Origin of the sequence: Christiangramia echinicola DSM 19838 (genome assembly GCF_000423065.1) — a bacterium.
Classification (GTDB): domain Bacteria; phylum Bacteroidota; class Bacteroidia; order Flavobacteriales; family Flavobacteriaceae; genus Christiangramia; species Christiangramia echinicola.
This window is the reverse complement of record NZ_AUHG01000012.1, coordinates 415,944-431,084: the sequence shown is the minus strand read 5'-3', so window position 1 is coordinate 431,084 and position 15,141 is coordinate 415,944. Positions and strand designations below refer to the sequence as shown.

The following is a 15,141-nucleotide window of genomic DNA, read 5'->3' as shown; positions in this document are numbered from 1 at the left end:
TAAATAACGCAGCATGAAAACTTCAATAAAAAAAAAGTGGAGATATTTATTATCTCCACTTTTAATATGTCGGGGGGCTAATCTAAATCCCTTCGATTAAATTCCTGTCTTCTATAAAATTCTTCATCTGAAAGTTCTCGTCTACGCCTATTGTCATAATGCTCTTCACTTTCCATCCCTCTCTCTTCTTTTTTCCAATCAAGATCTTCATCTAATGTTCTTTCAGGTTTAAGATTACCAGATTCATCCTTATATTTCGTAGAGGTTTCATTATCAACATTTCTTTTCCTGTCCTCTGAAGTGTATTTTAATTGCTCTTTCTCTCTTCTTATACTTTCATCTCTTATTCTTTCATTGGTTTCTTCATGGTCGTATGCAGAACCTGTTTTTTTAATATTCTCTCTTTCAGGATCTTCATTACGCTCTCGTCTACGATCATAGGAATCTAGAACATGATGTTCATAATCCCTGGTAATTCTAGAACCAGACCTGTAGCGTTTTGTTTCTGCAAAGGTTTCATAATTGATATTATGTGTGATCACATTTTTTTTATCCCGGTTTAGATCAATTAATCCAATTGGGATAATAATATGATTTTCCCCTTCCTTATTAATGAACTCACTATATTCTGCCTTGCTAGTATTGGAATAAGGATCATGATTCACATTAATAATACTTTGTTCAACTTCTACATCAACGTAGACCACCTTGCCAAGCTCTTTGTTAACCAGTAAATTATCAACCTTTCCTAAGATATTATTATCTAAATCTTTTACTTCCCATCCTCTTATATCTGAATCTTTACTATTTACCTTATAATCTTTCAACTCAGACAGATAATATAAATGCTTTTCTCTAGTACTCATAATTTTGATTTTTTATATAAATTCAACTTCATTTTTATAAAGGTTTGTTGCTGAACCTTTATAAGTTACCTCTTCAATCTCAGAGTTCTCCATATCGTCAGTTTCGTCTGTTTCCATACTACCGTAGAAATATAAAAAAGCCACCACTGCTAAAATTATTATAAGAATTAACCAGGGCCAAACTGGTTTTTTCTTTTCGATTCTTATATCTGCCATGATCGTGTATTTTTTTTGGTTAGATCTAAGTCTAAATTACATAGCAGTGCTCCTAATTTTATCTAATCTTAGTGTAAAGTATTGTTAATTAGTCTTTTGTTTAGAATGGGCTTCTTTCTTCAATAAAAAAAGCCGGATATCGTTTAACCGGCTTTCTTAGATTTGGTAAATAAGAGATTACTCCATTAATTTTAGTAATCGCTTTCAGGCTTTCTTATGTACATTTTTATTTTCTTTCTGAGCATCATTTTCATGACAGGTTATCTTGGCGTGCCCGGCATTATCAGATATTTTCTATTATCCAGTATAGGTTATCTAAACGTACCTGTAGGAAAAACAACCAGGCTCTCATGGCCGTTCTTTCCAACTGCAGTTACCCCGAATAAATAGTTGTCTATTACAATTCCTTCTAAAGTAAATTCGGTTACATCGCCCACAAACCTTGAATATTGCCATTGTGGAGCAGTGGTATCTCTCCAGTATATTTTATAACCAGCAATTTCGCCTTTAACAGGCTCCCATTTTAATTTCGTACTAGGTTCAACAATTCCTCCTATTTCAACTTTAGATGGAGCAGGTGGAGCCCACGCAAGGCTCGCCAGATTAATAGCATTTACAGCGGTTAGCTTTTTTGCATAATTAAAATTTACTCCCTCAACTACATCACCATATTCAATACCATTTTCTGTACGAATGTCCTGATGCTGGCGATTGTAATTTTCATGAGCTTCCATAATTCTTACTCCGGCAAACCCAAAGTCATTAAAGGGGCGGTGATGGCCACCACGACCAAATCTATCCAGGCGGTAGATCATCATTGGGTTCATCTCGGGCATATAGGTTTCTACATTTTTATGAATATATCTTGCAAGCTGTCTCGAGATGCCATCTACTTCACCACCATAAAACCTTCTCATTCTTCTTTCCTGTTCAGTTTCGGTAGGAGGTACTGGTTCAGAAAAGATCCTGAAACTTCTATTATCAATCACTCCATCTACACCTTCAATGTTTCCTATCATGTCATTATTAAGAATTCCAGTGATATCCCAGTTATTCTTTTTGGCATATTCGGCAAGGCCTTTACCACCAAAAAGTCCCTGTTCCTCACCAGACAATCCTACATAAATTATACTGCTTTCAAATTGGTATTTAGAAAGTACCCGGGCTGCTTCCATGGTTCCTGCCATTCCGCTGGCATTGTCATTAGCTCCAGGAGCATCTGTAGTGAAATCCATCGTATTGCTGGCTCGGGAATCTATGTCTCCGCTCATGATCACATAGCGGTTAGGGTATTTGGTTCCTTTTTGAATTGCAACCACGTTTACCACCCACGCTTCCTTCGGTATTCTTTCTCCGTCTTCAGGAGTTACAAAATCCTTTTGATAAAAGACATCAAGGCAATTATTGCAATTAGAAGAGATTTTATCAAATTCAGATTTTATCCATCTCCTTGCAGCACCTATCCCGCGGGTGTCAGAAATGGTATCACTAAAAGTATTCCGGGTTCCAAAACCGGCTAGTTTCTTTATATCATGCTCGATGCTATCTGCAGAAACTTCGTCTATTATGTCATAAATTTTTTTATCCGTATTCTGGGCATATGCAATAATGCCTGACCCTAAAATAGAAATAAAGGTTAGAATTTTAATGGGGCTGATTTTCATAGTTTCTTTTTTTAGCTCTCTAAAATACAGAAGTTTCAAGAATATAAAAATAACAAAGCCCCGAGGATATCCCCGAGGCTTTGTTGATAATCAATCTTTCTATAAATTAACTAGCTACATTATGCATTTCAGCTTTAGCTTTATTAATTTTTTCTTCTGATTTTGAGTTTGCTAAATTAGCTTTGGTCTTGGCTTTAAGAGCTTCAACTTTATGATTTACTGAATCTGTAAAGTCATTAATACTTTTATTTGCTCCTTTGATATAATCATCTCCTTTTTCTGTGATAGCCTTACGGGTATCTTTACCTTTGTTAGGTGCATATAAAAGTCCAACTACTGCTCCTGCCACAGCTCCGGATACTAGTCCTAATAACAATTTTCCTGATTTCATAGAATTTGGTTTTAAATTGGTTTGATTTAAATTCATAGGGTAAAATTAAGCAGAAAACAGACCCGCACCATAGGCAATGAGTTAATGTATATTTAAACTTTAATCAAAATTGCCAAATAATTTAACAAGGAATTTTTGCTATAAATTTTCTTTGAATGCCTCAAGTAATTTGCGAACTTTTGGAGTGCCTTCAACATAGTATCTGGCACTCGTTTTCTTGATTCCTACTTTTACAGTATAAGATGTTTCTGGTAACTCCTGGAACATATATTCGTCTGTCCAGTCATCACCAATAGCAAATATGAAGTCGTAATTCTTCCCAATAAGTTTTTTCGAGGAAGCTTTACCTTTATTAACATCACTACTTTTAATTTCAAGAACCTTATTTCCCTCCAGCACACTTAGTCCACGATTAGAAATTAGTTCTTTTAATACCGTGCTTAACTCATTAGCTCGAATCTCACCTAACTCTGGATCTGCCTTCCTATAGTGCCACGCAAGAGAGTAATTTTTTTCTTCGATAAAAGTACCGGGAGTTCTATCAACAAAATTCTCTATAACGGGTCTTACTGCATCCATCCATTCGCTTTTTACATTTTCAGAAAGTTCCCATTCTCCATCAATTTGTCGCATCCATACGCCATGTTCAGAGATGAGTTCTACCGGGACATCCTTCCACCAGCTACCTAGTGTATTTTTATCTCTTCCACTAATTAAGATCACATCGGTATTTTCCTGCGCATTCAATGCTCTTATTAGTTCTTTTAGCTCCTCATCCGGGCGGGCATTTTCTGGTTTATCAACAAAATTCACCAGTGTGCCATCATAATCTATAAAAAGTATTCTCCTTTGAGCCTTTTTAAATTGATTCATGATCTCTTCAGAAATATCTGGTGTGATCCTTATAGATTTAAATGAATCTCTATTCTCTCTCGTTGCTCGCAGCGATTTCATAAAGTCATTAGCCCATTTATCAACGCTATATCTTCTTAATCTCTTCTGTAGCATTTTATTCCTTTCGATCTGTTCTTCTTTAGGCATTTCAAAAGCTGTTTTTAATGCTTCTGAAACCTGCTCAAAGTTATTAGGGTTTATGATCAATGCCTCATTCATTTCATGAGCAGCCCCAGCCATCTCGCTGAGAATAAGCACTCCAGTATGGTTGGTTCTGGTAGCGATATATTCTTTTGCAACCAGATTCATCCCGTCTCTTATAGGAGTAAGCAATGCGATATCACAAGTAGTATATAGATCTATAAGGTTATTAAATGGCATAGAGCGATAGAAATACCAGATTGGAGTCCAGCTAACAGTAGAGAATTTTCCGTTTATTCTACCCACGAGTTCATCGATCTCTCTTTTAAGTCGTCTATATTGAGGAACATTAGATCTGGAAGGTACAGCCAGCATAACCAACCTTACCTTTTCTATATGTTGAGGGTTCTTATCCAGGAAATACTCGTAGGCTCTAATACGATGAGCTATACCTTTTGTATAATCCAACCTGTCTATACTTAAAATCATTTTAGCATCGGGCGTAGCCTCCAGGTGGTGATCCAGTCTTTTTTGTAATTCAGACTGATCTGCAGCCGTACTCTCAAAATGATCTAAGGCGGCCTGTTCAAATTTCTTATAGTCTATACCCATCGGGAAAGAATCTACCTTTACGATCCTGTCTGGGAGAGTGATTTCATTAAAATCTACCTGATGTCTCAAAATACGACTTACGGAACTTAAGAAGTGACGCTCATAGTCGTAGGTATGGAAACCAATGAGATCTGCTCCAAGGACACCTTTTAACACTTCATCTCTCCAGGGTAATGTCCTGAAAACCTCATAAGAAGGAAATGGGATATGGTTAAAAAATCCAATCACAGCCTCAGGCCTTTGTTCCCGAATCATGTTTGGAACCAGAAGAAGCTGATAATCGTGAACCCATATAACATCCCCTTCTTCATAATGTTTTAGAATTTCATCAGCATATTTTTGATTAACCTGTTGGTAGGATTTCCAGTACTCATCATCAGATTCCGTATACTCCATAAAGTAATGAAACAGAGGCCAGATAGTACGATTACTGAAACCATAATAAAATCCATCGATCTCGTCTGAAGTCAAATGGACTGCTACACAATTTTCTTCGCGCGCTTTTTTCTGAACATCTTCCTTTAAATTCTCCGGAATTTCTTCTTCTGTAAGTCCCGGCCAGCCTATCCAAACGCTATCCCCATCCTTATGAAATGATTTTAAGCCTGTTGCAAGTCCACCTACACTGGGAGTGACTTCTAGCTTACCATCTTCTATTGAAATTTGTAGTGGTAACCGGTTGGAAATAATGATTGTTTTACTCATAATTAATTGTAAATGCTGTTGTGACGAGTTTGATTTTTATTAAATTTCCGAAAATCATTTCAGACAGCCATTGATTTATAAGATTTTTAAGATATATGGATAACCTCGACTACGGTATAATAAGTAATTGTAAAAGTGCGGCCTTAATTTCAAAAACCGGATCCTTAGATTGGTGTTGCATGCCAAATTTTAATTCATCGGCAATGTTTGCAAAGATCCTTGATGAAGAAATTGGAGGGAGTTTTGAAATTCTAATTAGTGACGATTACAAAATTAAACAGGAGTATCTATGGGAAACGAATATCTTAAGTACAGTTTTTGATAATGGCACAGATTCTTTTCAGCTTATAGATTTTATGCCAAGGTATCCAAGGGAAGATGGCTCATATTATGCTCCACCAGATATTATCAGGTTTTTTAGATTGATAAGCGGAAAGCCAAAATTTGCTATAAAGTATGATCCCAAGCTGGATTTCGCCAGGGAAAAAACGTATAGCGAGCACAAGGGTGAATACATAAAAAGTTTTACAAAAGAAGGGAAATATGATTCTGCATTTTTCTATTCAAGTTTTGACCTTCAGGATATAATAGATAGAAAAGAGATCACTTTAACCGGTAATGCATATTGTCTCGTGGGCTACCATGAAAAGTTGATAGAACAAACACTGGATAGATCATACCTGAAATTTCAGAGAACCAAGGTTTACTGGATGAACTGGAGTGATAAAACTACCCGCTATACTCACTATGGTAATGAGATCATGAGAAGTGCACTGGTCTTAAAAGCTTTAAGTTATAAAAAGTCGGGAGCTGTACTTGCGGCTGCAACCACTTCCTTGCCAGAAACTATAGGGGAGGAGCGTAACTGGGATTACAGATTTTGCTGGATTCGGGACGCGTCCATGGTTATTAAGGTAATGGCAGGATTGGGGCATATTAAGTCTGCTAGGGAATTTCTTCAATTTATCATTAATATCATTCCACATAAAGATGAGAAGATACAGATCATGTATGGTATTAATGGTGAAAAAGAACTTACAGAACATATTTTAAACCATTTAAGTGGATATAAAGATTCGCATCCGGTTCGTACTGGTAATGCAGCGTATATTCAGAAGCAAAATGATATCTACGGGATATTAATGGAAGTGATCTATCAGCAATTCTTGATGTTCGAAACTTCCCTGGAAAATTCAGAGGAGTTATGGACGTTGGTAAGAGGTATAGTGATGATTGTTCAGGAAAACTGGAAGAAACCCGATAAAGGTATCTGGGAATTAAGAACCGAAGATCGTCATTTTGTATTCTCTAAACTCCTCTGCTGGGTAGCTGTAGATAGGGCTATAAAAATTGGCGAAGTCCTTAGAATGGGAATCAACGATACCAAATGGAAGAGCCTGAGAGAAGAGATTTATCAGGATATATACCAGAATGGTTGGAATGAGGAGAAACAGGCTTACACTCAGTATTATGGATCTTCAGATCTTGATGCTTCTACTTTATTAATGCAGCCTTATGGTTTTATAGAAGCAGATGATCCACGCTTTATAAGTACGGTGCAGGCTACAGAAAAAGAATTATGTGAAGATGGCCTGATGTATAGGTATAAGAATAATGATGATTTTGGTAAACCGACATCTTCGTTTACCATTTGTACCTTCTGGCTGATTGATAGTTTATTCAAAATAGGGGAGAAGAAAAAGGCTAAAGAAATGTTTGATCAGCTACTTTCATACAGCAATCACCTGGGACTATTCAGTGAGGATATAGACTTTAAGACTAAAAGATTGCTGGGGAATTTCCCGCAGGCATATTCTCATTTGGCATTGATAGAAACTGCGGCTAATTTCAGCAAAGGAATAGCTACCGAAGGTATGTTGTATCAGGATTAAATTTCAGGATCTTTATTTTATAGAAATTGGGGTCTTAGATACGGTAAAATCCGGCTGAATAAATTGCAGTATTTTCTTTCGAAGAAATACTTCGAGGTGAAGGGCAGTGGGCAAATATTTTATTACCCGGAATTAAAGAATAAATACACGCCACATTTAATTTAATACCAACTGTGTAAAGATCACCTACGATCTCATATGTTGCCTCAAATATAGTATTATGTTTCAGGCTAATTCTAATTTAAATCAGGATGGGTTCATTTAAAATTGATGATTTTTAGATAGGCTAAACCAGGTTTAATTGGACTAACATGGTCTTAGCCTTGCTCTTCATTTTTTTCTTCTTCTGAATATTTGCTATCAAGAGCAACTCGCTCTCTTTTCAAATAGATCCCATCTTCGAGTTCACTGATGTATCGCATAATATTTTCCCTAAGCTCACAATGAAGAATCCATGCAGTTGGAAAATCTTTTGCACTTACCAGGCATCTTAATTTAAGGTAATTATGATCCATTCCTGAAGCTTCGACCAGAGGTGATCTATTTTCATCTCCATCCCAGTTATCTGATGCTTTTAATAATTCGGAGAATTTTTCGCGTACTTTCTGTACATCTATTCGATGATCTACAAATAACTCGATCTCCATGATGTTTTGAGGATTTGACATAGACAGGTTCTCAAAACTTTCAGAAATCACATTGGTTAAAGGGATGACTACTCTTCTCAATTTAAAAGTATTAACCACCATGTAGGTAAAGGTAATGTCCTCTACAAATCCATATTCACCTTCAATGATCACAGCATCACCAATCTTCGCAGGACGTGTTAGAGCGATCTGAACCCCGGCTATGATATTTCCTAGAGTACTTTGTGCTGCAATACCAACTACTACTGTGGCGATTCCTGCGGAAGCCATTAGTGATATACCTAGCTTCTCGAGAGATGGAAACTGAGAGAACATCACTGAAGCACCAATGATCACGACTATAAAAATAAATATTCGTCTACCAACGGAGATATAAGTCATTAAACTTTTTGCCTGATTATCCTCTTCGGTCCTAATATCTCCAACCTTATGAACGGCAAAAAAGTCCATGACATAATCTATTACCCGCATGATAAGCCAGGTAAATATGGTTATAAGAACAATTAAAATGAACGTGTAAATACCTTTGGCAAAGGAGCCAGTAAATGAAATTAAATTATTGAGTAATAAATAAAAAGCCAGTATTCCTATGGCAGCTCCTGCAGGAGACGCTAATCTATTCGCAATATTCCGGATCCAGTACGGGTCCACCCCTGAAAACGTTTTTCTTATAATTGCGGTTATACCCTTGGCGATCAAGTAGCAGATAAGGAAAAGTAATAGTGTCCCTACAACCTTCCAAATCGGTATTCCTAGAATTTCGAAACTTATCCATTTAGGAATCATTCTGTCCAGTTTTCTTGGACCATAGACGGTGTAAAGAGGTTCAGTATTTTCAACGGTTTGAGAAGAGATCAACCATATAGGATGCTCATCCTTGTATTTAACTCGTTGAACCCTAAACGCAATATCACGATCGTCCAGCGTAGTCGTACCAAAGAGAATACTTCTCCTGGGTTTGCCAGCAACCGCTGCGTTTGTGGAGGTGCTAACATCTACTTGTCCATCTGGACGATCGGGGAGGCCATCCCAGGCTATAGAAATTCGCTGCTCCAGAACAAAATGTAGTTTTTCAGCGAGTATAGCTGCATCTGCTTTGGAAATATTATCAGGCAACAAATTAAAATTCATTGCATAAATAGCCTCTTCAAATTTATTATTTCTGGATTGTACTATAAAATGTTCGAGAGCTGCTTGAGGAGACTGTAGATTTATTGTGTTAGGAGGGAAACCTATACCTTCATTCCATTGCTGTGTCTGGTAGTAGGCATCTGCATATTCTCCTATATCGTTAGTAGCAATAGCCATGGAATCGCTAAGAACAGTTGCTTTGCTGGGTAATTTTTGATCTTTAGATTGATTGGCAGTATCCTTTTCCTGTTGAAAAGCAAACCCAACATAGGGTATTAAATAAATTAAGAGGATGAGAAATTTGACTTTTATTGAGGTCATTAGAATTTTTTTGGTCGGCATTGAAAGATAGTATAAATCCCTACAGCAATAAAATTTGAAATTTACCAAAAAGAAATTAAGTATGATTTTTCCTTTAAAATTAAGTCTTAAGAATCTACAATAATAACTCTTAGAGATATTAAAAAATGTATTTAAATATTTGATCTTCAGGTTGTTAAAAATTAATTCTATATTTAGAAAACCATTAACAACTAAATTAAAAATTATGAAAGCAATCAATCTTTTCTCACTATTTCTATGCCTTATTTTAATTTCCTGTAGTACAGAAAGCGAAGCGGATTATAACTTCTCAGATCAGCAAGAATTTACTCCCGAACCGCTTTACCGTAATATTGATAGTCCGGTAATGAAATTGAAAAACCCTGCATCTGGTAAAAAACAATCTAAGGATACTTATGTTGCCCTGGCTATGGCCGAATATATAACCAGTACCGAAAGCGGACAGATAGGGAATACAATTTATTTTAATAATAGAGGGAATAAAAAACTGAGTTTTGATTTTGTGCCATTTTTATCTGAAGATGGAACTTCAGATATATCTTACTATGTAGATAATAGTCGCCCCTCTAAAGATTTAGATGTAAATGTTACTAATGCTGCAATAGACAGGGCAATGAATACCTGGGATGAATTAACTTGTTCAGATCTTGGAATCTATGAATATGTACCAGAAGAAATAGTTTCCACTGGTTATATTACCAAATTATTATTCGACCTTGGATATACTACCACAGATTTTGGTGGAAGCTATGATTATTTTGGAGATGTAGTTCATAGCGGGTGGTTGCCAGCAGAATTTTTTGATATACCTATTATATTCGGGTCTGAAGGCGGGTCAGATTCAGTTATTGGCGTAACCTTTACAATAAATTATACAGATGAGTTTGGGATTCCAATAGACCTTGATAACAACGGAAAAAGTGATGTCGCATGGAGAGAGATTTACTATAATGATAACTTTACCTGGAATGATGGTAGTACATTTGATGTAGAAAGCATTGCGCTGCATGAAGCAGGTCATGGTTTGAGTCAGGCGCATTTTGGAAAGTTATTTCAAACAAATTCGAATGAAAAATTTCACTTCTCACCAAGGGCCGTAATGAACGCCGGATATGTTGGAGGAGCTTATACAGATATTCAAAGAACTGATGAAGCCGGGCACTGCAGTAATTGGGCTTCATGGTCAAAAAGATAGAATAAATTGACAGGAAAAAAAAGCCACCCAGATTGGGTGGCTTTTATATTCTATAAAAAAACAGATCTAGTTTATAAAACCTGTTCTAGCTCCTCCATCCATAAACAAAGTTCTCATACGAGATTTCTGTCCTTCAGAGAACATATACATACAAGCATCATTCGTATAATCCATGTAGTTCATCGTCATATCTGTATTTCTACAGTTAACAGTAGGGTAAGATGGACATCCGTAGTTTGGTCCATCAGACTCAGGTGTATCAGCTACAAAATCATCTTGCTTACATCTACCATCACCCCAGATGTGACGAAGGTTAAGGTAGTGACCTACTTCGTGAGTTGCGGTTCTACCTTTATCAAATGGAGCAGAAACGTATCCTGTTGTACCGAAATACTGAGGAGAAATAACTACACCGTCAGTAGATGCTGGACCTCCAGGAAATTGAGCGTATCCAAGGATACCTCCACCAATGTTACAAACCCAGATATTAAGAGTGTTTGCTGGTGAAACAGGAGGATAAGCATATTTCATATCATCTCTCGTTCCCCATGAAGTTCTTGAATTTGCTTCACGTCTAACTTCAGCTAGAGTAAAAGAAATTTCTGAATCTGCAACTAAACCAGCAAATTCAGAAGGAACATTATTAGCATCATTGTTGCTAGCAGCAAAATCTGAATTTAATACAGATATTTGAGAATTGATCTGTTGATCTGAAATGTTTTCCTGTGAATTACTGTAGATAACATGTACTACTACAGGAATATTCACAACACCAAGGTTATCTCCCGGATCTGTGGTTCCACCACCACCGTCGTTTCCGCCACCTCCATTGCCGTTTCCGACACCATCAGGTTTTTTAGCAAGAATTTTTCTGGTATGTGCTTCCACATCATACATTTTTTTGTGTAGACCTTTTTTCTCATTCAGAAGTCGGTTAAGGTTCTTCATTGAGTAGCACTTTTCAGGAGCATTTTCTGATCTTTTCTCATCTGAAGAATCGGTATAAAGATAAAAATCGCTCATGTCTATCTGAGCCTCCTGCTGCTCCTCAACGATAGTTTGATTTGGGTCTTGCTCACAGGAAGCAAATAGGAAAGCCATTGCAGCTATTCCTAAAATAACTTTTTTCATAATTAATAGGGTTTTGTTTGATTTTGCTCGAATATATTTAAATCTTTAAATAATCTTAAGAAAATAAGTATAAATCTTTATAATTTAACATCTGAAGTGTTATTATGGCAAAAAAAAGCCACTCAATTTGAGTGGCTTTTTTCAGTTTAAAAGAATGTTTCCATTAGAAACAATATTTATTTTCTGAAGTCAGTTTTTCTGCAATTGTATTTCTCAATGCAACTACATTTGGCTGATTCGTGTATTTAGTGAAACGCTTAAGTCCCATAAACATCATACGTTGTTCATCACCCTCAGCAAAGGATCCAATACCTTCTTTTGCTTTTACAATCACGGTATCTACAGCATGGTATAAATATAATTTTGCCATTGCAATCTCTTCTTTCTGAGCATCTACACCTAGTTTTTTGGCGTTCTTTTCAGCTCTAAGGATACCAGATTCGGCCATATAAATTTCAATAAGAATATCTGAAGCCGCCATCAATAATTGTTGATGTTCTTCCAGTTGTGGTCCAAATTTCTGAACGGCGCTACCAGCTACCATTAAGAAAACTTTCTTAAGCTTGGCAACCATTTCCTTCTCTTCAGCAAAAAGTTCAGAATAATCAGGTTTGTCCATTGATGGAATTCCAGTAAGTTCATCAGCCACTTTCGTCGCAGGACCAAGTAGATCTACATGTCCTTTCATAGCTTTTTTAACCAACATGCCCACAGATAGCATTCTGTTGATCTCATTGGTTCCTTCGTAGATACGAGCAATACGAGCATCTCTCCACGCAGATTCCATTGGAGTATCTGCAGAGAATCCCATACCTCCAAAAACCTGGATACCTTCGTCACTACAGTTCTGTACATCTTCAGAACATGCAACTTTAAGAATAGAACATTCTATGGCATATTCTTCAACACCTTTCAATTCGGCTTCAGAATGTGAAGCTCCTTCTTCAAGGCGGATATTAATTCTGTCCTCGATATTCTTAGCGGCACGATAAGAGGCTGCTTCACCAACATACGCCGATGTAGCCATTTCAGCTAGTTTAGATTTGATAGCTCCAAATTTTGCAATTGGAGTATCAAACTGAATTCTGTCATTTGCATATTTTACTGAAAGATCTGTAACTCTTCTTTGAGCATCAAGAGAAGCTGCTGCTAATTTGATACGCCCAACATTAAGAGCGTTCATCGCGATCTTAAATCCGTTACCTCTTTCAGAAAGCATATTTTCAACCGGTACTTTAGTATCGTTGAAGAATACCTGGCGAGTAGAAGAGGAGTGAATACCTAATTTCTTTTCTTCTTCACCAAAACTGATTCCGTTGTCTTTATCATTTTCTACGATAAATCCGGTGATATTCTTATCATCTTCGATTCTTGCAAATACGATGAAAACGTTAGCAAATCCTGCATTGGAAATCCACATTTTCTGTCCGCTAATGCTGTAATGCTTACCGTCATCAGAAAGTACAGCTTTAGTTTTTCCTGAATTTGCATCAGATCCTGCTCCAGGTTCAGTTAAACAGTAAGCGCCAAACCATCCACCCGTGGCAAGTTTTGGTACATATTTTTTCTTTTGCTCTTCTGTTCCGTATAGAGTAATTGGCATCGTACCAATTCCTGTATGCGCACCAAAAGCGGTGGCTACAGATCCTGTAGCTCCAGATATATAGTCACAAACTAGCATGGTAGAAACGAATCCCATTCCTAGACCGTCATATTCTTCTGGAACTGCAACTCCAAGGAAACCAAGTTCCCCGGCTTTGCGCATTACCTCTTCAGTTAATGCATAATTTTTCTTTTCAAATTCTTCTTTATGAGGCCAAATTTCTCTTTCAACAAATTCCTTAACGGAATCACGCATCATCTTTTGTTCCTCATTAAAATCTTCTGGTGTAAAAACGTCTTCGCACTTAGTCTCTTTTACTAAGAACTGACCACCTCTTAAAAGATCTTTTTTTGTTGTTTCTGTACTCATTTTTAAAGTAATTAGATGTGAGATATTAGTATTGAGAATCTCACTTTATAAGTTGTTTTTAATTTTTATGTAATTAGAAATCTCATTACTAAGATCTCAATACTCAATTCTAGTTCAAAAATTCAAATACTCCGGCTGCACCCTGTCCTGTACCCACACACATGGTGACCATGCAATGCTTGTCCTTTAATTCACGCTTACGCATTTCATCAAAGATCTGAACTGAAAGTTTTGCCCCAGTACATCCAAGCGGGTGACCCATAGAAATGGCTCCACCATTAGGGTTTACTTTATCCTTGTCTAAACCTAACTCTCTAATAACTGCTAAGGATTGGGAGGCAAATGCTTCATTCAATTCGGTTAGTTCTATATCATCCTGCTTTAGTCCGGCTTGCTTTAATGCCTTCGGGATTGCATGAACCGGCCCGATACCCATAATTCTCGGCTCTACACCAACTGCTGAGTAACTTACCATTCTGGCGATTGGTTCAAGGTTTAATTCTTTCACCATATCCTCGCTCATTACCATTACGAAGGCTGCACCATCACTCATCTGGGAAGAGTTACCTGCTGTAACACTTCCGCCTTCAGCAAACACCGGGCGTAGTTTATTAAGAACTTCAATGGAAGTATCTTTTCTTGGACCCTCGTCTTTATTTACAGTGTAAGATCTGGTTTGTTTTTTACCATTATCATCTACATAAGTCTCATCAATGTTGATTGGAACGATCTGATCCTGAAAACGATCTTCAGCCTGGGCTTTGATCGCTTTTTGATGAGAGTTATAAGCGAACTCATCCTGGTCTTCACGAGAAACCTTGTATTTATTCGCAACTGCTTCCGCAGTTAATCCCATTCCCCAGTAATAATCTTCGTTACCTTCTTTGGCGACTTTATAATCTGGTACCGGTTTATAACCTCCCATAGGGATATAACTCATACTCTCCGCTCCTCCTGCGATCACACAATCGGCCATTCCATTTTGAATTTTCGCTGTTGCAATAGAGATCGTTTCCAATCCTGATGCACAATATCTATTCACGGTCATACCGGGAACGTCTTCGATCTTTAATCCCATGAGTGAGATCAATCTACCAACATTTAATCCCTGTTCTGCTTCCGGCATGGCGTTTCCAACCATCACGTCGTCAATTCGCGTCTTGTCGAAATCTGGTAATTTATCCATCATGTACTGGATGGTTTCCGCAGCCAGTTCATCAGGTCTCTTAAAGCGAAATACACCTCTTGGAGCTTTCCCTACTGCGGTTCTATATGCTTTTACTATATATGCTGTTTTCATTGTTTTTAGTATTTAGAATTTAGTAATGAGTATTGAGATAAA

At 37.1% G+C, this 15,141-nt stretch carries 11 protein-coding genes; 2 read left to right on the top strand and 9 right to left on the bottom strand.

What is annotated here, in order from left to right:
• Nucleotides 1-77: 77 nt before the first annotated feature.
• The 5 genes from G530_RS17635 to G530_RS0111265 form a co-directional block, all read right to left on the bottom strand.
• Complete coding sequence (locus G530_RS17635) at nt 78-866, bottom strand: PRC-barrel domain-containing protein (protein WP_156888623.1); 789 nt, start codon at nt 864-866, stop codon at nt 78-80.
• Between the two features lie 12 nt (nt 867-878).
• Nucleotides 879-1,082: a hypothetical protein gene (locus G530_RS16835; RefSeq protein ID WP_035716245.1), complete on the bottom strand. Its 204-nt coding sequence runs from the start codon at nt 1,080-1,082 to the stop codon at nt 879-881.
• 311 nt (nt 1,083-1,393) lie between these two features.
• The gene (locus G530_RS0111275) at nt 1,394-2,746 is read right to left on the bottom strand and encodes a M28 family metallopeptidase (protein WP_026934639.1); all 1,353 of its coding nucleotides are present in this window, start codon (nt 2,744-2,746) and stop codon (nt 1,394-1,396) included.
• Nucleotides 2,747-2,852: 106 nt separating this feature from the next.
• On the bottom strand, nt 2,853-3,173 hold the full coding sequence (locus G530_RS0111270) for a YtxH domain-containing protein (protein ID WP_084519458.1): 321 nt from the start codon (nt 3,171-3,173) through the stop codon (nt 2,853-2,855).
• A 102-nt stretch (nt 3,174-3,275) separates the two neighbouring features.
• The gene (locus G530_RS0111265) at nt 3,276-5,489 is read right to left on the bottom strand and encodes a bifunctional alpha,alpha-trehalose-phosphate synthase (UDP-forming)/trehalose-phosphatase (protein WP_026934637.1); all 2,214 of its coding nucleotides are present in this window, start codon (nt 5,487-5,489) and stop codon (nt 3,276-3,278) included.
• A 95-nt stretch (nt 5,490-5,584) separates the two neighbouring features.
• Here G530_RS0111265 and G530_RS0111260 point away from each other — a divergent pair, with 95 nt between their 5' ends.
• Nucleotides 5,585-7,381, top strand: a complete 1,797-nt coding sequence (locus tag G530_RS0111260; protein WP_026934636.1) for a glycoside hydrolase family 15 protein — start codon at nt 5,585-5,587, stop codon at nt 7,379-7,381.
• Between the two features lie 317 nt (nt 7,382-7,698).
• Here G530_RS0111260 and G530_RS16830 read toward each other — a convergent pair whose 3' ends face one another.
• Complete coding sequence (locus G530_RS16830; RefSeq protein WP_035716304.1) at nt 7,699-9,480, bottom strand: mechanosensitive ion channel family protein; 1,782 nt, start codon at nt 9,478-9,480, stop codon at nt 7,699-7,701.
• A 226-nt stretch (nt 9,481-9,706) separates the two neighbouring features.
• Between G530_RS16830 and G530_RS0111250 the strand changes: the two genes are divergently transcribed.
• On the top strand, nt 9,707-10,696 hold the full coding sequence (locus tag G530_RS0111250) for a hypothetical protein (RefSeq protein ID WP_026934635.1): 990 nt from the start codon (nt 9,707-9,709) through the stop codon (nt 10,694-10,696).
• 66 nt (nt 10,697-10,762) lie between these two features.
• Here G530_RS0111250 and G530_RS0111245 read toward each other — a convergent pair whose 3' ends face one another.
• The 3 genes from G530_RS0111245 to G530_RS0111235 form a co-directional block, all read right to left on the bottom strand.
• Nucleotides 10,763-11,827 carry a zinc metalloprotease gene (locus G530_RS0111245; protein ID WP_026934634.1) on the bottom strand — a complete coding sequence of 355 codons (1,065 nt, stop codon included), beginning with the start codon at nt 11,825-11,827 and terminating at the stop codon, nt 10,763-10,765.
• 163 nt (nt 11,828-11,990) lie between these two features.
• Nucleotides 11,991-13,799, bottom strand: a complete 1,809-nt coding sequence (locus tag G530_RS0111240) for an acyl-CoA dehydrogenase family protein (RefSeq protein ID WP_026934633.1) — start codon at nt 13,797-13,799, stop codon at nt 11,991-11,993.
• A gap of 109 nt (nt 13,800-13,908) precedes the next feature.
• Nucleotides 13,909-15,099, bottom strand: a complete 1,191-nt coding sequence (locus G530_RS0111235) for an acetyl-CoA C-acyltransferase (protein ID WP_026934632.1) — start codon at nt 15,097-15,099, stop codon at nt 13,909-13,911.
• Nucleotides 15,100-15,141 lie beyond the last annotated feature (42 nt).